General features: G+C 44.3%; 25 protein-coding genes. 18 read left to right on the forward strand and 7 right to left on the reverse strand.

Translation table 11 applies throughout. The features are described from left to right. Positions 1-20: 20 nt before the first annotated feature. The 4 genes from H7F27_RS07465 to H7F27_RS07480 all read right to left on the reverse strand — a co-directional run bounded on the left by H7F27_RS07465 (position 21) and on the right by H7F27_RS07480 (position 2,980). On the reverse strand, positions 21-677 hold the full coding sequence (locus tag H7F27_RS07465; protein ID WP_024122307.1) for an amino acid ABC transporter permease: 657 nt from the start codon (positions 675-677) through the stop codon (positions 21-23). 16 nt (positions 678-693) lie between these two features. Beyond that, on the reverse strand, positions 694-1,344 hold the full coding sequence (locus H7F27_RS07470; RefSeq protein WP_024122306.1) for an amino acid ABC transporter permease: 651 nt from the start codon (positions 1,342-1,344) through the stop codon (positions 694-696). Positions 1,345-1,407: 63 nt separating this feature from the next. Continuing rightward, positions 1,408-2,229 (reverse strand): transporter substrate-binding domain-containing protein, encoded by an 822-nt coding sequence (locus H7F27_RS07475; RefSeq protein WP_024122305.1) that lies wholly within the window; start codon positions 2,227-2,229, stop codon positions 1,408-1,410. A 22-nt stretch (positions 2,230-2,251) separates the two neighbouring features. After that, on the reverse strand, positions 2,252-2,980 hold the full coding sequence (locus tag H7F27_RS07480; RefSeq protein WP_024122304.1) for an amino acid ABC transporter ATP-binding protein: 729 nt from the start codon (positions 2,978-2,980) through the stop codon (positions 2,252-2,254). Between the two features lie 221 nt (positions 2,981-3,201). On the opposite strand from H7F27_RS07480, the gene H7F27_RS07485 reads away from it, so the two are divergent. The 13 genes from H7F27_RS07485 (at position 3,202) to H7F27_RS07545 (ending at position 16,475) form a co-directional block, all read left to right on the forward strand. Further along, entirely contained in the window at positions 3,202-4,263 is a 1,062-nt protein-coding gene (locus H7F27_RS07485) for an AI-2E family transporter (protein ID WP_024122303.1), read from the forward strand. Positions 4,264-4,595: 332 nt separating this feature from the next. Beyond that, complete coding sequence (gene alaS / locus H7F27_RS07490) at positions 4,596-7,232, forward strand: alanine--tRNA ligase (RefSeq protein ID WP_095714639.1); 2,637 nt, start codon at positions 4,596-4,598, stop codon at positions 7,230-7,232. 84 nt (positions 7,233-7,316) lie between these two features. After that, positions 7,317-7,583: an IreB family regulatory phosphoprotein gene (locus H7F27_RS07495; protein ID WP_003225903.1), complete on the forward strand. Its 267-nt coding sequence runs from the start codon at positions 7,317-7,319 to the stop codon at positions 7,581-7,583. Positions 7,584-7,590: 7 nt separating this feature from the next. Further along, positions 7,591-8,007 (forward strand): Holliday junction resolvase RuvX, encoded by a 417-nt coding sequence (gene ruvX / locus H7F27_RS07500; RefSeq protein WP_024122301.1) that lies wholly within the window; start codon positions 7,591-7,593, stop codon positions 8,005-8,007. 17 nt (positions 8,008-8,024) lie between these two features. Further along, positions 8,025-8,306, forward strand: coding sequence for a DUF1292 domain-containing protein (locus H7F27_RS07505; protein ID WP_010335105.1), 282 nt, complete (start codon positions 8,025-8,027; stop codon positions 8,304-8,306). 127 nt (positions 8,307-8,433) lie between these two features. Beyond that, complete coding sequence (gene mltG / locus H7F27_RS07510; protein ID WP_185848764.1) at positions 8,434-9,516, forward strand: endolytic transglycosylase MltG; 1,083 nt, start codon at positions 8,434-8,436, stop codon at positions 9,514-9,516. Between the two features lie 151 nt (positions 9,517-9,667). After that, entirely contained in the window at positions 9,668-10,321 is a 654-nt protein-coding gene (locus H7F27_RS07515) for an O-methyltransferase (protein ID WP_024122299.1), read from the forward strand. Positions 10,322-10,326: 5 nt separating this feature from the next. Next, positions 10,327-11,256: a peptidase U32 family protein gene (locus tag H7F27_RS07520; protein WP_185848765.1), complete on the forward strand. Its 930-nt coding sequence runs from the start codon at positions 10,327-10,329 to the stop codon at positions 11,254-11,256. Positions 11,257-11,274: 18 nt separating this feature from the next. Next, entirely contained in the window at positions 11,275-12,543 is a 1,269-nt protein-coding gene (locus H7F27_RS07525; protein WP_044154332.1) for a peptidase U32 family protein, read from the forward strand. A gap of 6 nt (positions 12,544-12,549) precedes the next feature. Continuing rightward, on the forward strand, positions 12,550-13,185 hold the full coding sequence (gene udk, locus H7F27_RS07530; protein WP_010335100.1) for a uridine kinase: 636 nt from the start codon (positions 12,550-12,552) through the stop codon (positions 13,183-13,185). Between the two features lie 248 nt (positions 13,186-13,433). Then, positions 13,434-13,907 carry a transcription elongation factor GreA gene (greA, locus tag H7F27_RS07535; RefSeq protein WP_010335099.1) on the forward strand — a complete coding sequence of 158 codons (474 nt, stop codon included), beginning with the start codon at positions 13,434-13,436 and terminating at the stop codon, positions 13,905-13,907. A 53-nt stretch (positions 13,908-13,960) separates the two neighbouring features. Continuing rightward, positions 13,961-15,715, forward strand: coding sequence for a peptidoglycan D,D-transpeptidase FtsI family protein (locus tag H7F27_RS07540; RefSeq protein ID WP_185848766.1), 1,755 nt, complete (start codon positions 13,961-13,963; stop codon positions 15,713-15,715). Between the two features lie 64 nt (positions 15,716-15,779). Continuing rightward, a complete protein-coding gene (locus H7F27_RS07545) occupies positions 15,780-16,475 on the forward strand; it encodes a YrrS family protein (protein WP_101861144.1) in 696 nt (231 codons plus the stop codon). Between the two features lie 35 nt (positions 16,476-16,510). Here H7F27_RS07545 and H7F27_RS07550 read toward each other — a convergent pair whose 3' ends face one another. Beyond that, positions 16,511-16,714, reverse strand: coding sequence for a YrzA family protein (locus H7F27_RS07550; RefSeq protein ID WP_024122294.1), 204 nt, complete (start codon positions 16,712-16,714; stop codon positions 16,511-16,513). A gap of 192 nt (positions 16,715-16,906) precedes the next feature. Here H7F27_RS07550 and H7F27_RS07555 point away from each other — a divergent pair, with 192 nt between their 5' ends. The 5 genes from H7F27_RS07555 to H7F27_RS07575 all read left to right on the forward strand — a co-directional run bounded on the left by H7F27_RS07555 (position 16,907) and on the right by H7F27_RS07575 (position 20,705). Next, entirely contained in the window at positions 16,907-17,548 is a 642-nt protein-coding gene (locus tag H7F27_RS07555; protein ID WP_024122293.1) for a class I SAM-dependent methyltransferase, read from the forward strand. A gap of 20 nt (positions 17,549-17,568) precedes the next feature. Then, the gene (gene mtnN / locus H7F27_RS07560; protein WP_024122292.1) at positions 17,569-18,264 is read left to right on the forward strand and encodes a 5'-methylthioadenosine/S-adenosylhomocysteine nucleosidase; all 696 of its coding nucleotides are present in this window, start codon (positions 17,569-17,571) and stop codon (positions 18,262-18,264) included. A gap of 61 nt (positions 18,265-18,325) precedes the next feature. After that, positions 18,326-19,249 (forward strand): O-acetylserine dependent cystathionine beta-synthase, encoded by a 924-nt coding sequence (locus H7F27_RS07565; protein WP_024122291.1) that lies wholly within the window; start codon positions 18,326-18,328, stop codon positions 19,247-19,249. 1 nt (position 19,250) lies between these two features. Further along, entirely contained in the window at positions 19,251-20,390 is a 1,140-nt protein-coding gene (locus tag H7F27_RS07570; RefSeq protein WP_024122290.1) for a bifunctional cystathionine gamma-lyase/homocysteine desulfhydrase, read from the forward strand. 84 nt (positions 20,391-20,474) lie between these two features. Then, complete coding sequence (locus H7F27_RS07575; RefSeq protein WP_010335091.1) at positions 20,475-20,705, forward strand: YrhC family protein; 231 nt, start codon at positions 20,475-20,477, stop codon at positions 20,703-20,705. A 32-nt stretch (positions 20,706-20,737) separates the two neighbouring features. On the opposite strand, the gene H7F27_RS07580 is transcribed toward H7F27_RS07575, so the two are convergent. Continuing rightward, positions 20,738-21,220, reverse strand: a complete 483-nt coding sequence (locus tag H7F27_RS07580; protein WP_185848767.1) for a helical membrane plugin domain-containing protein — start codon at positions 21,218-21,220, stop codon at positions 20,738-20,740. Between the two features lie 19 nt (positions 21,221-21,239). Continuing rightward, positions 21,240-24,182, reverse strand: coding sequence for a formate dehydrogenase subunit alpha (fdhF, locus tag H7F27_RS07585; protein WP_185848768.1), 2,943 nt, complete (start codon positions 24,180-24,182; stop codon positions 21,240-21,242). Positions 24,183-24,248 lie beyond the last annotated feature (66 nt).

Below are 24,248 nucleotides of genomic sequence, written 5' to 3' on the forward strand. Positions count from 1 at the left end.
CTCTCTTTAGAGTATCCTTTTTATGTCTGCCGTGCCTCTAGGCGTCTGGCTGCAAGTGAAAGACTGTAATTGACTGCAAAATACATCAATGCCGCCAGCAGAAAAATCGGGAAAAAATAACTACCGTCAGCGCTTTGCCCGTTTAAAATCTGCGCGTTATGAATAAGCTCAGGCAGGGCAATCACAACAGCTAGCGATGTATCCTTTAATAAAGAAATAAACTGGCTTACGATCGGCGGAACCATCCGGCGAAGCGCCTGAGGCATCACAATAAAGAAAAGTGTCTGTGTATAGCTAAGACCGGAGGAACGCGCCGCTTCAATCTGCCCTTTGTCAACTGAATTCAGGCCGCTCCGTATGATTTCAGAAAGCATGGCGGATTCAAAGATTGTTAAGGCTGTAATAGCGGCAGCTGTAATTTCAAGTTTGATCCCGATTTCCGGCAGGGCGAAAAACGTAAAGAAAATAATTAATAATAAGGGGAGATTTCTGATCGTTTCAACGAGAACGGCAATCAGTTGAGAAAGAATTGGGATTTTCGCATAGCGGAGAGTACCTGCGATCAACCCAAAAATAAAGCTCAGAATGATAGAAATAAATGCAACGTACAGTGTGACGAGAAAGCCGTCCCATAAAAAAGCTAAATGTTCAGATGAATAAGCTCCGATGAAATCCAATGTTTTTCACTCCTTATCAATAGCTTCTTTCCAGCCGTTTTTCCAAATAGTTAACACCGATACTAAGCGGTATCGTCAGCACTAAGTAAAAGAGTGCCACAAAGATATAGACATCAAAAACGACGAGCGTGCTTGATGACACCAAATCCGCCTGATACATGAGATCCAATCCGGCAACAACCCCGAGAATAGACGAGTTTTTGACCAAGTTTAAAAATTGATTGCCCAAGGGGGGGATCACAATTTTGATCGCCTGGGGCAAAATGATATATATCATTGCCTGGCTGTAGGTAAAGCCTGACGATCTTGCTGCTTCCATTTGCCCTTTTGAAACAGACTGGATGCCGGCTCTGATGGCTTCTGCGATAAAAGCAGACGTATAAATTGTGAGCGCAACGGTACCCGCTTGGAATCCATCCAGCCTCAGACCCGCATTTGGAAGTCCAAAGTAAAAGACAAATGTAATCAAAAGCAAGGGGATATTGCGGATAAATTCGACATAAGCCGTCCCGAGCCATTGCAAGGGCTTAAATACTGTTATTCTCATCACCGCGACAAGAACGCCAAGCGCAAAGCTGCCGGCCAGCGCGATCAGGCTTGCGAGCAGCGTGTGGTAAAAACCGTCCATATACATGTCGAAGTTATCGAATAGAATAGACACATTCATATGCTTTATTCACTCTCCTTATAAAATCGGGATGAGCATCGCCTGCTCACCCCGGGATGTTCGTTATTCAGCTGGTTCTTCTTTAATCCATTTTTTATAAATCTCGTCATATCTACCGTCCGATTTCATCTTTTCGAGAGAAGCGTTAATTTCTTTTGCGAGAGCCGATTGTCCTTTTTTTACGGCAATTCCATATGGCTCATCCGTGAATGGTTCTCCTGTTAATTGATAATTTTTATTCTCGTCAGCCATTCCGTATAAAATGGCATTATCCGTTGTGAGAGCATCGCCTTGACCGGATTTCAGCGCTGTAAAGGCTTCGGTGTAGTTTTCGAACTCTAATACACTCGCATCAGGCGCCTTTTCGCGTATGTTTTGAGAGGAAGTGGAGCCTTTTACAGCGAGAACTTTCGAGCCTTTGCCAAGGTCCTCAATACTTTTGATCTTGCTGCCTTTTTTCACGAGAAGTGATTGGCCTGCTTCAAAATAGACATCGGAAAAGTCAACTTCCTTTTTTCGTTCATCAGTGATCGTCATCGTTGCGACAATGGCGTCGATATCTCCGTTTTGAAGCATCGGGATCCTTGTTTTTGATGTGACTTCTTTAAATTCAGCTTTGTTTTCGTCGCCTAAAATATCTTTAGCGATTTGTTTGGCAATGTCGATGTCAAATCCCTCGATATCACCTGAGCTTGGGTTTTTCAGGCCGAACAGCCTGGTGTCGGTTTTAACACCGAAAACAATTTTGTCTTGATCTTTAATGGCAGCTAATGTATCTTTTTTGCTATCCTTTGCGCTTTCTCCGTTTGACCCCTTGCTTCCGCATGCAGCAAGCATGACAACAGCGATTAAAGAAATCAATGCTAACGATAAAATCTTTTTCATACAAACTCCCCCATTTCTCTTTTTAATGATTTAAAATACGGCTCAAGAATAGGCGTGCCCGTTCTTCCTTCGGGTTTGCGTAAAACTCAGCCGGTGCTGCTTCCTCCAGAATATTTCCTTCATCAATAAAGACAATACGATCCGCCACTTCTCTCGCAAACCCCATTTCATGCGTCACGACAACCATTGTCATGCCTTCTTTGGCGAGGTTCTTCATCACATCAAGCACTTCACCGATCATTTCCGGATCGAGCGCCGATGTCGGCTCGTCAAACAGCATGACCTCCGGCTTCATCGCCAGTCCCCGGGCAATAGCCACACGCTGCTGCTGCCCGCCGGAAAGCTGGGAAGGGTAGGCGTTTGCTTTCTCAGGGATTCCGACTTTTTCAAGGTAATACAGCGCAGTTTCCTTCGCTTGTTCAGCGGATTGTCCGAGTACTTTTACGGGCGCCAGCATAATATTTTGCAGCACGGTTTTATGAGGATATAAATGAAAGTGCTGAAACACCATTCCGATATTTCGCCGTACGTTATTAATGTCAGTTTTTCTGTCATTAATAACTGTGCCGTTTACGGTAAGTGTTCCTTCGTTAATCGTCTCCAGCCTGTTGATGCATCTGAGCAAAGTGCTTTTTCCGGAACCTGATGGGCCGATAATGACGACGACTTCACCTTTTTCGATTTGCAGGTTAATCTGCTTTAGCACATGAAAATCTCCGTAATGCTTGTTTACATTTTGAAATGAGATCATCGCAATCCTCCTAACAGAAACTTCAATAATTATGTGTAAATGTAACTAACTTACAAGGTTGAGGATAGTAACAACACGATATGATGCATACCTTAGTGAGAAAGGGTCAAACTTTTCTGAAAATTCAGCGTGGGAAAATATCCAACCATTTGTAGGTGTAAAGAAAACATAAGAGAATAATTCCCTATAATCCTCAAAAGATATAGAAGAGGTGAAAGCAGATGCTCCAGAAACCGGTGCAGCTTTTGTTATGGGTGGCCATTTGTTTATTGGTCCTGTTAACAGTCTATGTCTTTTGTATGCTAGATATGTTATGGTCTCCCCTGTGGCTCGTCATAAAATCGATCTTTATTCCCTTGATCATTTCTATTTTTATTTCTTATTTATTACTTCCGGTCACTGAGTGGCTTCATGACAAAGGTCTGCCAAGGACTTTAAGCATTTTGGTGATTTACGTCCTTTTTTTTGGCGGACTGGGCTGGGCATTATATAAAGGTGTGCCTGTTCTAATCGTGCAGCTGACGGATCTGTCAGAAAATATACCTATGTTTGCCGAGACGTACAATGGGCTCCTTCTCCATGTGCATAACCATACAGATGACTGGCCGGACGGCATGCATCAGCGCATAGACAAAATGATTAGGCAGACAGAGGCGTTTTTCGCCGGCACAATCGAAGGGGCAATTAGCGGAATCCGTAAAGTGCTCGACTATTTCTTAATTGCGGCAACGATTCCTTTTCTCGTATTTTATATGGTCAAGGACATCGAATTGATGAAAAAAACGGTGTGGTATTTGACGCCGAAGTCGTGGAGGAAGCGGGGCAGCGCTTTTTTGCTTGATGTAGATGATTCTCTCGGTGATTACATTCGCGGCCAGCTGCTCGTCTGCTTGATTCTCGGAGCCGTAGCCGGTATTACATTTTGGATATTTGGCCTTCCGTATCCGCTGATACTGGGTCTTATCTCGGGTATTACGAATGTCATCCCGTACTTCGGTCCCTTTATCGGCGCTGTTCCTGCGCTTTTGATTGCAATGACGATTTCTGTGAAGGCCGTTCTTGTCGTTGTCATTACGGTGTTTGTACTTCAATTTTTGGAAGGAAATGTCCTCAGTCCGTTTATTGTCGGCAGAAGTCTCAAGATGCACCCGGTAGTGATCATGCTTGCGCTTCTTGCCGGAGGTGAGCTGGCGGGGATTGTCGGCATGATACTGGCAGTGCCTGCTGCGGCTGTTTTAAAAGTAATGATGATCCATTTTCTGCGGATGCGGACGGAGCATTGACATTGGCGTGCCGCTTGTCTATAATTTCTCGTAGAATACATACGAATCTCGAGTGACGGATCTGAGTACGCCGAAGCCCTGTTAAAGAGAGAAGCTCCGTAAGCTGAAAGGAGCTTTATCAGAAGATCGGAGGAAGCTAATCCTGAGTGCAGTTAATCGCTGCCGCACATCCTGCGTTATTGGATGAAAGGTGACGGGCGAATCATAAGGCCCGTAATCAGGGTGGTACCGCGAGACAGCTCTCGTCCCTGTGTAAACGTGTGTTTGCATAGGGGGAGGGCTTTTTTGCTGTCACTGAAGAGAATTTCGATTTTTATAGAGGAGGAAATACAATGAAACACTTAACTTCTGCTGAAGTGCGTCAAATGTTTTTGGATTTCTTTAAAGAAAAAGGACATGCTGTAGAGCCGAGCGCGTCATTAGTGCCTCATGAAGATCCTTCACTGCTTTGGATCAACAGCGGTGTTGCGACGCTGAAAAAATATTTTGACGGCCGCGTTGTGCCGGAAAATCCAAGAATCGTAAACGCTCAAAAAGCAATCAGAACAAACGATATTGAAAATGTGGGTAAAACCGCGCGCCATCACACATTCTTTGAAATGCTCGGAAACTTTTCCATCGGTGATTATTTTAAAGAAGAAGCGATCACATGGGCTTGGGAATTTTTAACGAGTGACAAGTGGATTGGTTTTGACGAAGAGCTTCTTTCTGTTACAGTTCATCCGGAAGATGAAGAAGCGTATGAGTTTTGGGCGAAAAAAATCGGTGTTCCGGAAGAAAGAATTATTCGCCTGGAAGGGAACTTCTGGGACATCGGCGAAGGGCCGAGCGGACCGAACACAGAAATTTTCTACGACCGCGGTGAAGCGTACGGGAACGATCCTGACGATCCGGAGCTTTATCCTGGGGGAGAAAATGACCGCTATCTTGAAGTATGGAACCTTGTATTCTCTGAGTTCAACCATAATCCGGACGGCACGTATACGCCGCTTCCGAAGAAAAACATCGATACAGGGATGGGGCTTGAAAGAATGGTATCTGTCATTCAAAATGTCCCGACAAACTTTGATACTGATTTGTTTGTCCCAATCATCAAAGCGACAGAAACGATTTCCGGTGAAGCATACGGCCAAGATCATGTAAAAGACACTGCATTTAAAGTCATCGCCGACCACATCAGAACGGTTGCTTTTGCTGTCAGTGACGGGGCGCTTCCGTCAAATGAAGGACGCGGCTATGTATTAAGACGTTTATTGCGACGCGCTGTGCGTTATGCCAAAACGATTAATATCAACCGTCCGTTCATGTACGATCTTGTGCCGGTTGTTGCTGAGATCATGGCTGCTTTCTACCCTGAAGTAAAAGAGAAGGAAGAATTCATTTCAAAGGTCATTAAAACGGAGGAAGAACGCTTCCACGAAACACTGAATGAAGGACTTGCCATCTTATCAGAAATGATCAAAAAGGAAAAAGATAAGGGCAGCAGCGTCATTTCAGGTGCGGATGTCTTTAAACTTTACGACACCTACGGATTCCCGGTTGAACTGACTGAAGAATATGCAGAAGACGAGAACATGACAGTTGACCATAAAGGCTTCGAAGAAGAAATGAACCAGCAGCGCGAGCGGGCCAGAAATGCACGTCAGGATGTCGGCAGCATGCAGGTGCAGGGCGGCGCATTACGCGACGTAACAGAAGAAAGCACATTTGTCGGCTACTCCCAAACAAAGGCTGATGCCAATGTGATTGTGCTTCTGCAGGACGGCCAGTTAATTGAAGAAGCACATGAAGGCGAAACTGTACAGATCATTCTTGACGAAACACCTTTCTATGCGGAAAGCGGCGGTCAAATCGGCGACAAAGGCTTTTTGCGCAGCGAGCAGGCAGTGGTAAAAGTGAAAGATGTGCAAAAAGCGCCGAACGGCCAGCATGTGCATGAAGGCGTTGTCGAGAGCGGAACCGTTCAAAAAGGCATGCATGTAACAGCTGAGGTTGAAGATCATATGAGAAGCGGCGTGATTAAAAACCATACGGCAACGCACTTATTGCACCAGGCCTTGAAGGATGTTCTTGGAACGCACGTCAATCAGGCGGGCTCCCTTGTGAATGAAAACCGCCTTCGTTTTGACTTCTCACACTTCGGGCAAGTGACAAAAGAAGAACTCGAACGAATTGAAGTCATTGTAAACGAAAAGATTTGGGCAAGCATCCCGGTCAGCATTGATCTGAAACCGATCGCTGAAGCAAAAGAAATGGGAGCTATGGCTCTGTTCGGAGAAAAATACGGTGATATTGTAAGGGTTGTTCAAGTCGGAGATTACAGCCTTGAGCTTTGCGGCGGATGCCATGTCAGCAACACAGCGGAAATCGGCTTATTTAAAATCGTATCTGAGTCTGGAATCGGAGCGGGCACTAGACGGATTGAAGCTGTAACAGGACAAGGCGCTTACGTGGAAATGAACAGCCAGATCTCAGTTTTGAAGCAGACTGCCGACGAACTGAAAACAAATATCAAAGAAGTGCCGAAGCGCGTTGCTGCGCTGCAGGCTGAGCTGAAGGAAGCACAAAGAGAAAATGAATCTCTTCTGGCGAAACTTGGCAACGTTGAAGCAGGCGCGATTCTATCAAAAGTAAAAGAAGTTGATGGTGTCAGCGTGCTTGCGGAAAAGGTAAACGCCAAAGACATGAACCATCTCCGCACAATGGTTGATGAACTGAAAGCAAAAATCGGCTCTGCGGTCATCGTGCTTGGCGCTGTGCAAAATGATAAAGTCAATATTTCTGCCGGTGTTACAAAGGATCTGATTGAGAAAGGCCTTCATGCCGGCAAGCTTGTCAAACAAGCCGCGGAAGTTTGCGGCGGCGGCGGCGGAGGCCGTCCTGACATGGCACAGGCGGGCGGCAAACAGCCGGAAAAATTAGAAGAAGCATTGGCTTCTGTAGAAGATTGGGTGAAATCCGTTTTATAATTTGCCCATGTAGTGTAGAATGATGGTAAGATTAGGACCCCAGGCTGAACTTTGCCTGCGAATTTGGGAAAGAGGTGCAAAACGGTGAGCTCGTTTGATAAAACGATGAAATTTAATTTCTCCGATGATTCTGCCGAGACTAACGTAAATGAGGTGCTGATTACTGTGTATGACGCGCTTCAGGAAAAGGGCTACAATCCAATCAATCAGATTGTCGGATACTTGCTGTCAGGTGATCCCGCTTATATTCCTAGGCATCGTGACGCTCGCAATTTAATTCGCAAACTTGAAAGAGACGAATTAATCGAGGAATTGGTGAAGTCTTATTTAGAACAGCATAAAGAGGCGTAAATAAACAATGAGAATATTAGGGCTCGATTTAGGAACCAAAACACTCGGTGTTGCTCTGAGCGATGAAATGGGCTGGACTGCTCAAGGCATTGAGACCATAAAGATAAATGAAGCAGAGGGCGATTACGGATTACCCCGTTTATCTGAACTGACAAAAGACTATACTATAGATAAGATCGTGCTCGGCTTTCCTAAAAACATGAATGGAACAGTCGGCCCGAGAGGTGAAGCCAGCCAAACATTTGCGAAAGTGCTTGAAACCACGTACAATGTTCCTGTTGTGCTGTGGGACGAGCGTCTTACCACAATGGCGGCTGAAAAAATGCTGATTGCCGCTGATGTCAGCAGGCAGAAACGAAAAAAAGTCATTGATAAAATGGCGGCTGTTATGATTCTGCAAGGATATCTTGACAGCTTAAATTAAAGCCAGAGGTGAATATAATGGAACACGGCGAAAAAAATATTACAATTGTTGACGATCAAGGAAATGAACAGCTTTGCGAAGTGCTGTTTACATTTGAAAACGAAGAGTTTGGCAAATCTTATGTGTTGTACTACCCAATTGAAACAAAGAATGACGAAGAAGTAGAAATTCTTGCTTCCAGCTTTACGCCAAACGAAGATGGTGAAGACGGCGAACTATTCCCGATCGAAACCGATGAAGAATGGGATATGATCGAAGAGACATTAAACACGTTTTTAGCGGAAGAAGACGAAGAGTAAAAACCGCGCCAAAAGCCGGAGCCTATACTGCTCCGGCTTTTTTTCTGCTTATAAAGAGACTTTTTTTGTAATAAATTGCCGAAACAGCATGAATCATGTAGTATAAAAGCTGATGGGAGGAGACCTTATGTATATTAATCAGCAAAAAAAATCATTTTTAAATAAAAAAAGAATTGTACTGTCTTCCATTATTGTGCTGCTTCTCATCATAGGCGGAGCATTTTTATATGGGAAATCACTGCTGGAACCTGTTGAAAAAAACAATAAAACGACAGTTAATATTAACATTCCGAGCGGATCGTCTGTATCTGCGATCGCATCGATTTTGAAGGAAAACAATGTCATAAAAAGTGAAAAGGCATTTCAGTACTATGTGAAATATAAAAAAGCTTCCGGATTCCAAGCCGGGTACTACCATCTGAACAAAGGAATGGATCTGGATGCCATTATCAAGAAGCTGACAAGCGGAGCAACAAACTACGCCTTTCAAATCACGGTGCCTGAGGGGAAACAGCTGACACAGATCGCCACAGCCATTGCGGAGGAAACGAAATACTCAACAAAACAGGTCATGGCAAAGCTGGACGATAAAACGTTTATCAATCAGCTGAAAAAGGAATTTCCAGACACCGTTACAAACGATGTTTTTCAGAAAAATATAAAGCATCCGCTGGAAGGATACCTATTCCCGGCTACATATCCATTCCACGATCCGGATACGTCGCTTGAGAACATCATAACTGAGATGATGAAACAGACAGATTCTTATGTGAAAACATACAAAACAGAAATGAAGAAAGAAAAGCTTTCTGTGCATAAGCTGCTGACGATGGCTTCTTTGATCGAAGAGGAAGCGACTGAAAAAGCAGATCGCCATAAAATTTCCAGCGTCTTTTATAACAGGCTGAAAAAGAAGATGCCGCTTCAGACCGATCCGACCGTCTTGTACGCGGCTGGCAAACATAAAGACCGGGTGCTTTATAAAGACCTTGAAATTGATTCGCCGTACAATACGTATAAAAACACCGGTCTGCCGCCAGGACCGATTGCCAATGCCGGAATGTCGTCATGGGAAGCGGCGCTTCATCCGGATAAAACGGACTATCTGTACTTTTTAGCAAAATCAAACGGTGAGGTCGTATTTACGAAAACATTAAAAGAACATAATAAAGCAAAAGAAAAATATATTTCGGCAAAAAATCAGAAATAAAAGGAGAGCAAAAGCTCTCCTTTTATTCGCATTCCGCAAGGTTTTATGATAAAATATATCGGGTTGTTTACTAACGTATACAAGTTGTGCTCAGAGAGTGTCCTATGTCAAAGACTGGGGCACTCCTTTTTAGAACGGGAGGCTGTTTATTGTGACAGACCGCTATGAACAAATAAATGACTATATAGAAGCATTATTGAAGCCTCAGCCGGATAACGTGAGGAAACTGGAAGCATATGCGGAAGAACATCATGTTCCGATTATGGAAAAAGCGGGCATAGAAGTGCTGCTCCAAATTTTGTCTGTCAAACAGGCGAAGAAAATACTGGAGATCGGAACGGCTATCGGTTACTCGGCCATTCGAATGGCGCTGGCACTGCCGTCTGCAGAAATATATACGATTGAACGCAATGAGACACGCCATGAGGAAGCTGTTAACAACATAAAGGATTTTCAGCTTGATGACCGAATCCATGTGTTTTACGGGGACGCGCTCGAATTAGCAGAAGCCGTTCATGTCACAGCGCCATATGATGTGATTTTCATTGATGCTGCTAAAGGTCAATATCAAAACTTTTTTCACTTATATGAACCGATGCTTTCGCCAGACGGGGTGATTTTAACAGACAACGTGCTGTTTAAAGGTCTGGTGGCAGAGGATTACAGCAAAATAGAACCAAAAAGAAGGCGCAGGCTGGTATCAAAAATCGATGAGTATAATCATTGGCTGATGAATCATCCGGATTATCAAACTGCGATTATCCCTGTTGGGGACGGGCTTGCGATCAGTAAAAAGAAGAGGTGAACGTCATGAAAAAGCCAGAGCTCTTAGTCACACCGACAAGTACGGCAGACATTTTGCCGCTGATTCAGGCGGGGGCAACTGCGTTTTTAGTTGGGGAACAGAGATACGGTCTGAGATTAGCGGGGGAATTTTCCCGTGAGGATGTAACGAAAGCGGTAGACATTGCCCATAACGAAGGTGCAAAAGTATACGTTGCCGTAAATGGAATTTTTCATAACGATAAAGTGGGAGAACTTGGCGATTATCTCGCTTTCTTAGCGGAAACGGGCGTTGATGCGGCTGTATTCGGCGATCCTGCGGTTCTTATGGCTGCACGTGAATCAGCGCCGGAGCTGAAGCTTCATTGGAGCACAGAAACGACAGGAACCAACTATTATACATGCAACTACTGGGGACGTAAAGGCGCAGCTCGATCTGTGCTTGCCAGAGAATTAAATATGGACAGCATTGTCGAGATCAAAGAAAACGCAGAAGTTGAAATTGAAGTTCAGGTGCATGGAATGACCTGCATGTTCCAGTCGAAACGTTCCTTGATCGGAAACTATTTCGAATACCAAGGCAAAGTCATGGACATTGAAAGAAAGAAAAAAGAATCCGGCATGTTCCTGCATGATAAGGAACGCCATAATAAATATCCGATTTTCGAAGATGAGAACGGCACACATATCATGAGCCCGAACGATGTGTGCATTATTGATGAACTTGAAGAGCTGATAGATGCGGGAGTCGATTCTTTCAAAATCGACGGTGTTCTGAAATCATCTGAATACTTAGTGGAAGTCACCAGCATGTACAGAGAAGCGATTGATCTGTTTGCGGAAAACCGTGACGATTACGAAGCGAAAAAAGAAGACTGGATCGAACGTATTGAAAACATTCAGCCAGTAAACAGAAAAATAGATACCGGCTTCTTCTTTAAAGAAACGGTTTATTAATGAAAAGGAGGTTACGTTATGACTGCCGTAAATGATAAGATTTCTAAAATAGTTGATGGTAAGCGTGTGATTACGAAAAAGCCAGAGCTTCTCGCGCCTGCGGGGAATCTTGAAAAGCTGAAAATTGCTGTGCATTACGGAGCGGATGCCGTCTTTATCGGAGGGCAGGAATACGGGCTTCGTTCGAATGCGGATAACTTTACGATTGAAGAAATCGCAGAGGGAGTGGAATTTGCGAAAAAATACGGCGCGAAAATTTACGTCACGACAAATATTTTTGCCCACAATGAGAATATTGACGGGCTTGAAGATTATTTAAAAGCTCTCGGTGACGCCAATGTTGCCGGCATCATTGTGGCAGATCCGCTTATTATCGAAACCTGCCGCAGAGTAGCTCCTCATGTTGAGGTTCACTTGAGCACGCAGCAATCTCTCTCCAACTGGAAGGCTGTTCAGTTCTGGAAGGAAGAAGGGCTTGACCGTGTGGTGTTAGCCCGTGAGACAAGCGCGCTCGAAATCAGAGAAATGAAAGAAAAAGTAGATATCGAAATTGAATCCTTTATTCACGGTGCGATGTGTATTGCATACTCCGGCCGCTGTGTCTTGAGCAATCACATGACAGCCCGCGATTCCAACCGCGGAGGCTGCTGCCAGTCATGCCGCTGGGATTATGATTTATATCAAACCGACGGTGCCAATGCCGTTGCTTTATACAGTGAAGAAGACGCTCCGTTTGCAATGAGTCCGAAAGACTTGAAGCTGATTGAGTCGATTCCGAAAATGATTGAAATGGGCATCGACAGCTTAAAGATTGAAGGACGGATGAAATCCATTCACTACGTAGCGACAGTTGTCAGCGTATATCGTAAAGTGATTGACGCTTATTGCGCTGATCCCGATAACTTTGTGATTCAAAAAGAATGGCTGGAAGAGCTTGATAAATGCGCCAACCGTGACACTGCGACAGCTTTCTTCGAAGGAACACCAGGCTATGAAGAGCAAATGTTTGGCGAACACGGCAAAAAAACAACATTTGATTTTGTCGGCTTAGTGCTGAATTATGATGAGGATACACAAATGGTCACTCTTCAGCAGCGCAATTTCTTCAAAAAAGGCGACGAAGTAGAATTTTTCGGTCCGGAAATCGAAAACTTTACACATACGATTGAAACCATTTGGGACGAAGACGGAAATGAGCTAGACGCTGCCCGCCATCCCCTGCAAATTGTCAAATTCAAATTAGACAAAAAGATTTATCCGAGCAACATGATGAGAAAGGGGAAGTAATCACCCATGGGTAAGAGTCCAGTAGTCATTGGAATCGCAGGAGGTTCCGGTTCAGGAAAAACGAGTGTAACACGTTCAATTTATGAACAATTCAAAGGGCACTCGATTTTAATGATCCAGCAAGACCTCTATTATAAAGACCAAAGCCATCTTCCATTTGAAGAAAGGCTGAATACAAACTATGATCATCCGCTTGCGTTTGATAATGACTATTTAATCGAGCATATTCAAGACCTATTGAATTACCGTCCGATTGAAAAGCCGATTTACGATTATAAGCTTCACACACGGTCAGAAGAAACGGTTCACGTAGAGCCGAAAGACGTGATTATTCTTGAAGGCATTCTTGTTCTTGAAGATAAAAGGCTGCGCGACCTGATGGATATCAAGCTTTACGTTGACACAGACGCTGACTTGCGCATCATCAGACGGATTATGAGAGATATTAATGAGCGCGGACGCTCTATTGATTCTGTCATTGAACAATATGTGTCTGTTGTCCGCCCGATGCACAATCAATTCGTTGAGCCGACAAAGCGATACGCTGATATTATTATCCCGGAAGGCGGACAAAATCACGTTGCAATTGATCTGATGGTCACAAAAATTCAAACCATTCTTGAACAAAACGCGATTTTGTAATACCATAGCATAGACATAAATAACTCTGACCATATTATGTATAGGCAGGAAGGGGATGTGTAAATTCCCTTCTTTCCCTGTTTATAAACGCGAAATATTTGCAGAACCACAAGATTCAGTTTAAGATAAACAGTACCAATATGGGAGAGAAGAACGAGGACTGCCCTGTGTTCTCATTCTTGTATTTTAGTTTATGCTCTCATACATAATCGAAGATGTTGAGGGACAACCAGAAGGAGTGAAGGGACATGGCACAAGAGAAAGTTTTTCCTATGACTGTAGAAGGAAAACAAAAACTTGAACAAGAATTAGAATATTTGAAAACGGTTAAACGAAAAGAAGTAGTAGAGCGCATCAAAATCGCGAGAAGTTTCGGGGATCTTTCCGAAAACTCTGAATACGACTCAGCGAAAGAAGAGCAGGCATTCGTAGAGGGCCGTGTAACGACTCTTGAGAATATGATCCGCAATGCGAAAATCATTGAAGATGACGGCGGCTCTAACGTTGTCGGTTTAGGTAAAACCGTCACTTTCGTCGAACTGCCTGATGGTGATGAAGAATCTTATACAATCGTCGGCAGCGCTGAAGCTGATCCGTTTGAAGGGAAAATTTCAAACGACTCGCCGATCGCTAAAAGCCTGCTTGGCAAAAAAGTAGATGATGAAGTCACAGTTCAGACACCGGGCGGAGAAATGCTCGTGAAAATTGTGAAAATTTCATAATATCCGTTTAGCAAAGAAACACCTCGTCCACAATGTGGGTGAGGTGTTTTTTTATGAAGTTATCGAAACGAATGAAGCTGGCTGTTCTGGCTTTTTTAATCGTGTTTTTTCTGCTTTTGCTGAGGCTCGCGGAAATCCAGCTGTTTTTCACAGAATCATTTTCGAAAAAGAAAATTAATTTAATACAGGAAAGTGTTAATCAGCGGACGGAGGAAGTGCTCATTTCTGACGGCAGAGGATCGTTTTTAGATCGAAACGGCCAAGCGCTGACGGGTACAAGCGAGCCTGCGGTTGTCTTGTTTCCTTTTCTGTTAACGCAGGACTGGCCGATTAAAAAAGTCGCAGAGATTCTCGGCATGTCTGAAGATGATTTGCATCAGACTCTTGCAAAATCGAAAAAACCAGTTATTTTACATCAAAAGAAAATCAAAACACTTTCGAAGGAATCTATCACAAAAATCAATTCTTTGAAATATCCTGGCATTTACGGCGTATATATGGAGAATGAAGACAAGCCCAGTCTTGCCTCGCATACGATAGGCACAACCAATCAAGATCCGGCGCTTCTCCGCAATAAGTATCCAGAAAAGGAAAACCTGCCGATTAAAACGAAAATCGGCACAACTGGTTTAGAACGGACATTTGATGAGTTTTTGCTCCCGGAACAGGACACGAAGCTTTTGTATCATGTGGACGGAAAAGGAAACCCTTTGTTCGGCATGGACGTCAAATATACAGCTGAGGCCAACTCATTTTATCCGCTCCAAGTCAAAACAACGATTGATCAAAGCATTCAAAAAGCGATAGAAGGCATACTAGATGATCAGGGGCTGAAAAAAGGAGGAGCGGTGCTGCTGGACATCGAAAAGAGCAGTGTGTTGGGCATCGTAAGCAAACCGGATGCCGATGTGTCCAGACAAAACACGCTTCAAAATTATATGCTGACGCCAATCTATCCCGGCTCCGTTTTTAAAACTGTGATAGCGGCAGCTGCGATTGAGCATAACGCGGTAAAGCCGAGTCAAACCTTTAATTGTAATTTAAACCTGTACGGCGAACCGGGAGACGACAAAGGAACCCTGTCCTTTGAAGAAAGTTTCGCACAAAGCTGCAATTACACGTTTACAAGTCTTGCCGAACAATTAATGAAGAAAGACCATTCCGTCATTGAAGACATGTCAGAAAAGCTGTCCCTTACAGATCGGGCAGGCTGGGAAGGAAAACTGTACCACGAGTCAGATTTCCGCCAATTCTATAATGAAAAAAGCGGTGTGATTTGGGGGGGTGAAAAAGACAAATCAGTCAAAAAAGCAATTGCGCAAACAGCGATCGGGCAGAAAAATGTAAAGGTAACGCCGCTTGAGGTAGCTAATATGATGGCGACAATCGCCCGCGGCGGTGAAAAGCGGCAGGTGAAAATCGCAGAGCAGATTGAATACAAAAACGGCACAACGCTCGTCAAGTTTAAAGATCAGAAGCTTAAAGGAGAAACAATAGACAAATATACGGCACAGCAGCTTCAAAAAATGCTGCGGCGGGTGGTGGAATCTCCTTCCGGAACGGGCAGAAGGTTTCAGGATCTCTCGTATACTGTAGCAGGGAAGTCAGGCACCGCCCAGACAGGCAAGCTTTCAAAAGATAAAGAAACGCTTTATGAAAAATGGTTTGCCGGGTATTTTCCCGCGGATAAGCCGAAATACGCGCTTGTCGTATTGCACATGGATACGCCGGGGGATAAGGCTCTGACAAATTCGGTGTTTTATGATATTGTTAAAAAAGTACACGAAATTGAAATCAATCAGAAATAGAACAACTTCTCAGCACATGGTAAAATATATGCTGAGCCAAGAGGGATAAAGGAGTGCAGAATTATTGAGCAATAATCAATCTCGTTATGAAAACCGTGATAAGCGCAGGAAAGCTAATTTAGTGCTTAACATCTTAATCGCAATCGTATCTATTCTAATTGTTGTAGTAGCAGCCAATCTCTTCATTAACAGTCCTTCTAGCAAAGATGTCAGCAAGGATTCTGAAACGGCGCAAAAACAGGAATCTCCGGCTTCAGGAAAGACGGAAAAGAAATCGGATGAGGATATAAAAGACAGTAAGAAAGATACATCTGACAGCGAAAAGGATTCTGAGAAATCTTCTGACTCAGATTCAGATTCCAAAAAAGATGATTCTTCTAAAAGTGATGACTCAGATTCAGACTCAAATTCAGATGACCCGCTTAAAGACGCAAAAGTCACAGAAGGCGGCTCATCAAGTGATGTGGAAAAAACGTATGAAAATCCTGACTGGAAAGCAGTCGGAACTGAGCAGAAGGGCGAGCATGCCGCCACTTATGACTCAAGCTCACAAGACTGGGCTGAGATGCTGAAAGCCATATCATATGCAACCGGTGTTTCAACAGATAACATGACCGTGCTCTGGCTCGGAAATAACGGCAGCCCTCAGGATGCCAAAGGTAAGATTTTAGATAAAACGAGCGGAGAGAAATATCAAGTAACGATTACATGGGTTGATGAAAAAGGCTGGAAGCCGACAAAAGTAGAAAAATTAAAATAAACAAAAGCAGCCGAATTTTTCGGCTGCTTTTGTTTTTACACCTCAGCTGCAAAATGAACAACGGCGCTGTAAAAAAATTTTCCGTCTGCCACAGCAGTTTGATGCGAGACAGATTTCACACGCAGCATGATTGCTTTATTGTTTTCAATTTGTGTGTTGATTTTCTTTTCAAGCTCCTGCAATGATGCCGCTTCGAAAAATTCTACTTTGTCTTTAATCAGATCCAATTGAAAATTCATCTTTCGACCCCTCCGCCTTTACAAGTCATATGAAGTATAAGCCTTTTTACGCTGTACGCGCAATATATGACTGGATAAAAAACACAAAGTGTTTTAGTACCTACTTTCAAGAAGATATGGTAAGATAGGAACTGTTCCATCATTAATTCATAGTATGCTTATAGGAATTATAAAATATGGAGTGTGACAACTATGGGACGTGAATTTATCCCTCTTTTTGAGGATTGGGCCGCAACTTACGATCAAACAGTTCAAGGTTTTGATATTCAGTATAAAGAGGCGTTCAGAGGCTATGATGATATTTTGAATGCCATTGTCAGCCGGTCAGGGATTCGTGTATTAGAATTTGGGCCAGGGACCGGCAACTTGACAGCGAAACTGCTTGAAGCGGGGAAATCTGTATTTGGAGTCGAGCCGTCTCCGGCGATGCGCAAGTTAGCATCTGACAAGCTTCGCGGCAGGGCGGAAATTGTTGACGGAGACTTCCTGACATTCCCTGAACCGCCATTTCAGGCTGACACGATTGTCAGTTCATATGCTTTTCATCATTTGACTGACGAAGAAAAACGAGCCGCAATAAAGCAATATGGCAAATACCTTCACATGCATGATAAAATAGTGTTTGCCGATACTGTCTTTGAACACGAGGAAGCGTATAATCAAGCCATTGATAAAGCACGTTCTCAGGGCTTCTATCAGCTGGCGAATGATTTAAAGACAGAGCATTATCCCACATTGGAAACGATGAAAGAGATGTTTACAGCTGAAGGTTTTGCAGTCCAATTCATTCAGCAAAACGACTTCGTGTGGATAATGGAGGCGATCAAACGGTAAAGTGAAAGGAATGTGTATAGATGAAACTAGCAGTCATCGGAGCAATGGAAGAGGAAGTAACCATCCTAAGAAACAAACTGGAAAATGCAAAAACAGAAACGATCGCGCACTGTGAATTTACAACAGGCCAATATGAAGGAACTGAAGTCATTCTTTTAAAATCAGGAATCGGAAAAGTGAATGCTGCGATCAGCACGACACTTCTGCTTGATCGCTACAAGCCTGATTATGTGATTAACACAGGCTCAGCGGGCGGATTTCATCATACACTGAATGTGGGAGACGTCGTCATTTCTACTGACGTTCGCCATCATGATGTAGATGTAACGGCCTTTGATTATGAATACGGACAGGTGCCAGGCCTTCCGGCTGCTTACGCCGCAGATGAAAAGCTGATCAGCATTACTGAAGAAGCGATTTCTGAGCTTGACGGCATTCAAGTTGCAAAAGGAACGATCGCAACAGGTGATTCTTTTATGAATGATCCGAAGCGGGTCGAAGAGGTGCGTGCGAGATTTTCTGATCTGTATGCGGTTGAAATGGAGGCAGCGGCAGTCGCTCAAGTGTGCCACCAGTTTAAAACGCCGTTTGTTGTGATCAGAGCATTATCTGATATCGCAGGAAAAGAATCACATGTATCATTTGACCAATTTTTAGAGCAGGCCGCTGTTCACTCAACAGAGCTTGTGTTAAAAGTGATCAAACGAATTCATTAAAACGGGGGAGTGTTCTCCTCCGTTTTCCCTAAAACAACCTCTATCAAGGAGGAGGACATATATGACAGTTATTACGGACATTACCGAGCTGATTGGGAATACACCGCTTCTCCGCTTGAAGAATTTTGATATTCCTGAAGGAGTGGCTGTATATGCCAAGCTGGAAATGATGAACCCTGGCGGAAGCATAAAAGACAGACTGGGAGATATGCTGATTCGTGACGCCCTGGATTCAGGCAAAGTGAAGCCCGGGGGAGTCATTATAGAGGCAACGGCCGGAAATACAGGTATCGGGCTTGCCCTTAACGCCAGAAAACATGGTTTAAAAGCCATTTTCTGTGTTCCGGAACATTTCAGCAAAGAAAAGCAGCAAATTATGCAGGCGCTAGGAGCGTCAATTGTGCATACGCCGCGTAAAGACGGAATGCAGGGAGCCATTCAAAAAGCGATACAGCTGGAGAGGGAAATTGATAATTCCTATTGTGTTTTGCAATTTAAAAACCGAGTAAATCCATCGACTTACTATAAGACTCTTGGGCCTGAAATATGGAAAGCGCTTGACGGCAATATTCATACGTTTGTCGCGGGGGCAGGATCAGGAGGCACATTCGCGGGAACAGCATCCTTCTTAAAAGAAAAACATCCCGCAGTCAAAACAGTGATTGTCGAACCGGAAGGCTCCATATTAAACGGCGGAGAGCCTCATGCTCATAAAACAGAAGGGATCGGCATGGAGTTTATCCCTGACTATATGGATGAAAGCCATTTTGATGCAATATATACGGTAACAGATGAGAATGCTTTTAGACTTGTTAAAGAAGCGGCTGAAAAAGAGGGCCTGCTGATCGGAAGCTCTTCAGGTGCAGCGCTTTATGCGGCATTGGAGGAAGCGAAAAAATCGTCTGCCGGAACAAATATTGTCACAGTATTCCCAGACAGCAGTGATCGGTATATCAGCAAACATATATACGAAGGAGGCATCTGATATGAAGAAAAAAACATTGATGGTACATGGCGGGATCACAGGTGATGAGAAAACAGGAGCTGTTTCCGTTCCGATATATCAAGTGAGCACGTACAAGCAGCCAAAAGCAGGCCAGCATACCGGCTATGAATATTCAAGAACGGCCAACCCGACAAGAACTGCACTGGAAACGCTTGTGACAGAGCTCGAAGCCGGGGAAGCAGGTTATGCGTTCAGCTCAGGAATGGCTGCAATTACAGCTGTTATGATGCTGTTTAACAGCGGAGACCATGTGGTTTTGACTGATGACGTGTACGGCGGGACATATCGAGTGATGACAAAGGTGCTTAACCGTCTCGGCATTGAATCAACTTTTGTGGATACAAGCAGCAGAGAAGAAGTCGAAAAAGCGATTCGTCCCAATACAAAGGCAATTTATATTGAGACACCGACAAATCCGCTTCTCAAAATCACCGATTTATCACTGATGGCAGATATTGCGAAAAAAGCGGGGGTTCTTCTAATCGTAGACAACACCTTTAATACACCATATTTTCAGCAGCCGCTTACTTTAGGCGCTGATATCGTACTTCACAGTGCGACTAAATATCTCGGCGGGCACAGTGATGTTGTCGGCGGTTTAGTTATTACAGCTTCGAAAGAGCTTGGAGAAGAGCTGCATTTTGTGCAAAATTCAACAGGCGGCGTGCTCGGCCCTCAGGATTCATGGCTGCTAATGAGAGGGATCAAAACACTGGGGCTCAGAATGGAAGCAATCGATCAAAACGCGCGGAAAATCGCAAGCTTTCTTGAGCAGCATCCTGCTGTTCAAACGTTATATTACCCTGGTTCTCCAAACCATCCGGGACATGAGCTTGCGAAATCTCAAGGATCAGGCTTTGGAGGCATGATCTCCTTTGATATTGGCAGTGAAGAGCGAGTGGATGCCTTTTTAGGCAAACTTAAGCTGTTTACAATTGCAGAAAGCCTGGGCGCTGTAGAAAGCTTAATTTCTGTTCCGGCTAGAATGACACATGCCTCTATTCCGAGAGAGCGCCGGCTTGAACTCGGCATTACGGACGGCTTGATCAGAATCTCTGTGGGAATAGAGGATGGGGAGGATTTGCTGGAAGATATCGAGCAGGCTCTTAACATTTTATAACAAATGGATAGATTTACTTTCTCTGTAAGCTGCCAGAGTATATTATAATAGTCGTATACTATGAATCTGGCAGGTGATTCTTTTATGAAGAAGAATAGAATGAAATCATTAAAAGAAGACTACAAGCATTTCGCTTTTACCTTGCTTGCAGTCAGCACTTTTTTATATATAGGCGCGGTTCTTCCTGATCAGGGCTTAACGTTAGGCCAGAAATCAGTTATGTTTATGACGGATTGCGTGTTTTTAGCTGGCGCTTTCTTTTGCGCCGACCGTTCACTTGTATATAAGAAGCGCTTGGAAGAAGCCGACGAATAAAAAAACAGCCATCAACTGATGGCTGTTTTTTGTTATTCTTCCCGCAGCTCTTTTCCCATGCCTTTTAAAAACTGAAGGCCGAAGCCGACTGCTCTGTTAATATCAGGGTCGTTCATCGCTTTTAAAAGATCGAGAATGCCGACTTTCTTGTCTTCTTTTAAAAAGCTTTGCGCCTGTTCGGTTCCCGCCATTACGCTTTCTAAAAGCTTGCCTGTAAACGCAGGATCAGCCTTTGTCAAAGCGCCTCCAGCCGCCATCATCGTGTTGATGAGGTTTGTGACAGGCTCGCGAGATACCTGGCCAAGCGCGATTTTGGCGATGTCTTCTTTCGCCCTCAGCATGCTTGCTGCTGCATCAAAGATGCCAAGCTCATTAAGTTCACTCATTAACGTCATCGTTTTCGAGACGGCATCCTCATTTTCCGTCAGCAGCTCCTTCAGCTCCTCGATTTTCTCAAGCTTGATTTGCTCCGCTGTTTTTGTTTCTTTTTTGATCGTTTTAATCGGAGTCGCCATTTTCGTTTCCCCCTTTCATTTAATCAGTCAAATGGACATAACCCGGACGGTTCCATTTTCTTTCTGCCTCGACGCCGTTTTGCGGATTCCGTTTCTTGTTACGCGGATTTGTTTTAGGAAGCGGTGCGCTTTCGCAGCCTCCAAGCACCTCCATGCGAACCTTCGTCTGTTTGTAAGCAGGCGTGTTCGTGCGTTTATCAGCCGCAGGCCCTGTCAGGAAGTTAATCGCTGAATCCTTGTCTGTCGAGTTCATCGGCAGGTAGAGTTCATTTTTTCGCACACGGTCAGTAATGAGCGCATTTAATTTAACAGCTCCGAACGGAGAAACGAGGCGAACCAGTGAACCGTCACAAATGCCGCGCTCCTGTGCAAGCTCCGGCGATACTTCGACGAATACATTCGGCACTTTGGATTGAATGCCTTTCGATTTATTTGTCATATTTCCTTCATGGAAATGCTCAAGCATCCGGCCGTTATTGATGTGAAGATCATATTCCTCAGGGAAAGCGGCAGGTTCAGTCCAATCAGACAGTGCAAAACGGGCTTTCTTGTCTGGGAAATTAAATCCGTCTTCATACAGAAGCGGCGTGCTTTCACCTGTGAAGCTGCCCCATAGGAAGGTGTTCCAGCCTTCAAGCACCTCATAGCTGGCTTTTCCAAATAGAGGAGAAAGACTCGCCATTTCAGAGAAAATGTCGCTTGGATGGCTGTAGCTCCATCCGGCTCCTAAGCGGTTTGCCACCTCTTGAATAATCCACCAATCCGGTTTCGCGTCTCCAAGTGTCGGAAGCGCTTGATACAATCGCTGCACACGGCGCTCTGTATTGGTAAACGTTCCATCTTTCTCAAGAGATGGAGTGGCAGGCAAGACGACATCGGCATATTGAGCCGTTCTCGACAGGAAAATGTCCTGAACCACGAAGAAATCAAGGCTTGATAAAATATCATGCACATGGTTCGCATTCGAATCGACCAGTGCCATATCTTCACCAACAAGGTACATGGCCTTCATCTTGCCTTCTTCAATGGAATGAAGCATTTGAATATTGTCTAAACCTGGTTTTCCTTCAATCTCCACACCATAAGCCTTTTCAAATTTGGCGCGTGCTTCGTCATCTGTAATATGCTGATATCCCGGAAGCCAGCCTGGCAATGTCCCCATATCGCAAGCGCCTTGAACGTTATTGTGGCCGCGCAGTGGATAAGCGCCGGCACCCGGACGGCGGTAGTTGCCTGTTGCCAGAAGCAGGTTCGAAATCGCTGCTGACGTATCAGAGCCGCCCGTATTTTGAGTAACACCCATTCCCCAAAGAACACAAGTGCCGTCAGCGTCACGAATCATTTCGGCAATTCGAATGATGTTTTCTTTAGAAAGGCCTGTGATGCGTTCCGCATAATCAAGCGTATAGGTTTTAAGCGTTTCTTTATAATCTTCAAAGTAATTCACGTTCTCATCAATAAACGCTTGATCATGCCAGCCTTGGTCGATCATATATTTCGTAACGGCCATCAGCCATACTTGGTCTGTACCTTGTTTAGGACTGATGAACAGATCAGACCGCTCAGCCATCTCATTTTTCCGCAGGTCGGCAACGATTAATTTTTGTCCATGGAGCTTGTGTGCACGTTTGACCCGTGTTGCAAGCACCGGATGTCCTTCAGCCGGATTGGCGCCGACGATGATGACGAGTCCGGCCTTGGCAATATCTTTAATCGTGCCGGCGTCACCGCCCATGCCGACCGTACGGAACAACCCGTCTGTAGCAGGAGACTGACAGTAGCGAGAGCAGTTATCGACGTTATTTGTTTCAAATACCTGACGCGCTAATTTTTGGATGACATAGTTTTCTTCATTCGTAATTTTAGAAGAAGAAATGAATCCGACAGAGCCTTTGCCGTATGTTTCTTTAATTGCACCTAATCTGCTTGCGACTAAATCGAGGGCTTCTTCCCAAGATGATTCAACAAAAGCCCCGTTTTTACGGATTAAAGGCTTTGTGATCCGCTCTTCAGAATTGACGAAATCCCAGCCGAATTTCCCTTTGACACATGTAGAAATCGCGTTAACAGGAGCGTCGGAAACAGGCTGGATTTTTAAAATATCCCGTCCTTTTGTCCATACTTCAAAGGAACAGCCGACACCGCAGAACGTACATACCGTTTTTGTTTTTTTCGTTCTTGTTTCACGCATTGCCGCTTCAACTTCAGAAATGGCAAAAATGCTGCTGTACCCCGGTTCAACATTTTTGACAAGGTCAATCATTGGTTCCATGACATCCTGCTTGATGCCCGTCATAAAGCCAGCCTGGCCAAGCATTGATTTTTCCATCAGTGCATTACACGGACAAACCGTGACACATTGGCCGCAGCTGACACAAGAAGATTCGTTGATTGTAACTCCTTCATCCCAAATAACCCGCGGACGTTCGCGTTCCCAGTCGATAGAGAGTGTTTCATTGACTTGAAGGTTCTGACACACCTCAACACACTGGCCGCAGGCGATGCATTGGTTTGGATCATATCGGTAAAACGGGTGAGACATATCAACCGCACAAGAAGGATCTTCTTTTGGCGTATAAGGGTATTTTTGATGCTCGATCCCCATCATTTCCGCTGTATTATGCAGTGTACAGTTCCCATTGTTATTATCGCAAACTGTACAATACAGCAAATGATTTTCAAGAAGGCGGTCCATTGCTTCGGTTTGTGCCTCTTTCACCCGATTTCCCGAAAGATCAATTGACATTCCGTTTTCAGCGACCGTAGAGCATGAACGAACCAGCTTGCCGTCTGCCTCTACAATGCATGTATCGCATGTTTGAATCGGATCAACCTCTGGGACGTGGCAGATTTGCGGATACTCAATCCCATTTTCATTTAAAATATCTAAAATTGTGGCCCCTGCTCGTGCTTGAATTTCTGTTCCGTCAACGCGGACACTGATCGACTTATCGTCCATCATATTCATATTCCCCTCCATCTTTCTTTCAAGAAGTCAAAAAAGCCATGTATAGATACACCTGTCTTT

The organism is Bacillus sp. PAMC26543 (assembly GCF_014250375.1).
Lineage (GTDB): Bacteria > Bacillota > Bacilli > Bacillales > Bacillaceae > Bacillus > Bacillus halotolerans.

Bases quoted from the DNA above. Each gene is read 5' to 3' on its own strand.
- H7F27_RS07470 (WP_024122306.1), bottom strand. From the start codon at position 1,344: ATGAATGTGTCTATTCTATTCGATAACTTCGACATGTATATGGACGGT.
- H7F27_RS07475 (WP_024122305.1), bottom strand. From the start codon at position 2,229: ATGAAAAAGATTTTATCGTTAGCATTGATTTCTTTAATCGCTGTTGTC.
- H7F27_RS07480 (WP_024122304.1), bottom strand. From the start codon at position 2,980: ATGATCTCATTTCAAAATGTAAACAAGCATTACGGAGATTTTCATGTG.
- H7F27_RS07485 (WP_024122303.1), top strand. From the start codon at position 3,202: ATGCTCCAGAAACCGGTGCAGCTTTTGTTATGGGTGGCCATTTGTTTA.
- alaS (WP_095714639.1), top strand. From the start codon at position 4,596: ATGAAACACTTAACTTCTGCTGAAGTGCGTCAAATGTTTTTGGATTTC.
- ruvX (WP_024122301.1), top strand. From the start codon at position 7,591: ATGAGAATATTAGGGCTCGATTTAGGAACCAAAACACTCGGTGTTGCT.
- H7F27_RS07505 (WP_010335105.1), top strand. From the start codon at position 8,025: ATGGAACACGGCGAAAAAAATATTACAATTGTTGACGATCAAGGAAAT.
- mltG (WP_185848764.1), top strand. From the start codon at position 8,434: ATGTATATTAATCAGCAAAAAAAATCATTTTTAAATAAAAAAAGAATT.
- H7F27_RS07520 (WP_185848765.1), top strand. From the start codon at position 10,327: ATGAAAAAGCCAGAGCTCTTAGTCACACCGACAAGTACGGCAGACATT.
- H7F27_RS07525 (WP_044154332.1), top strand. From the start codon at position 11,275: ATGACTGCCGTAAATGATAAGATTTCTAAAATAGTTGATGGTAAGCGT.
- udk (WP_010335100.1), top strand. From the start codon at position 12,550: ATGGGTAAGAGTCCAGTAGTCATTGGAATCGCAGGAGGTTCCGGTTCA.
- greA (WP_010335099.1), top strand. From the start codon at position 13,434: ATGGCACAAGAGAAAGTTTTTCCTATGACTGTAGAAGGAAAACAAAAA.
- H7F27_RS07540 (WP_185848766.1), top strand. From the start codon at position 13,961: ATGAAGTTATCGAAACGAATGAAGCTGGCTGTTCTGGCTTTTTTAATC.
- H7F27_RS07550 (WP_024122294.1), bottom strand. From the start codon at position 16,714: ATGAATTTTCAATTGGATCTGATTAAAGACAAAGTAGAATTTTTCGAA.
- H7F27_RS07555 (WP_024122293.1), top strand. From the start codon at position 16,907: ATGGGACGTGAATTTATCCCTCTTTTTGAGGATTGGGCCGCAACTTAC.
- mtnN (WP_024122292.1), top strand. From the start codon at position 17,569: ATGAAACTAGCAGTCATCGGAGCAATGGAAGAGGAAGTAACCATCCTA.
- H7F27_RS07565 (WP_024122291.1), top strand. From the start codon at position 18,326: ATGACAGTTATTACGGACATTACCGAGCTGATTGGGAATACACCGCTT.
- H7F27_RS07570 (WP_024122290.1), top strand. From the start codon at position 19,251: ATGAAGAAAAAAACATTGATGGTACATGGCGGGATCACAGGTGATGAG.
- H7F27_RS07575 (WP_010335091.1), top strand. From the start codon at position 20,475: ATGAAGAAGAATAGAATGAAATCATTAAAAGAAGACTACAAGCATTTC.
- H7F27_RS07580 (WP_185848767.1), bottom strand. From the start codon at position 21,220: ATGGCGACTCCGATTAAAACGATCAAAAAAGAAACAAAAACAGCGGAG.
- fdhF (WP_185848768.1), bottom strand. From the start codon at position 24,182: ATGATGGACGATAAGTCGATCAGTGTCCGCGTTGACGGAACAGAAATT.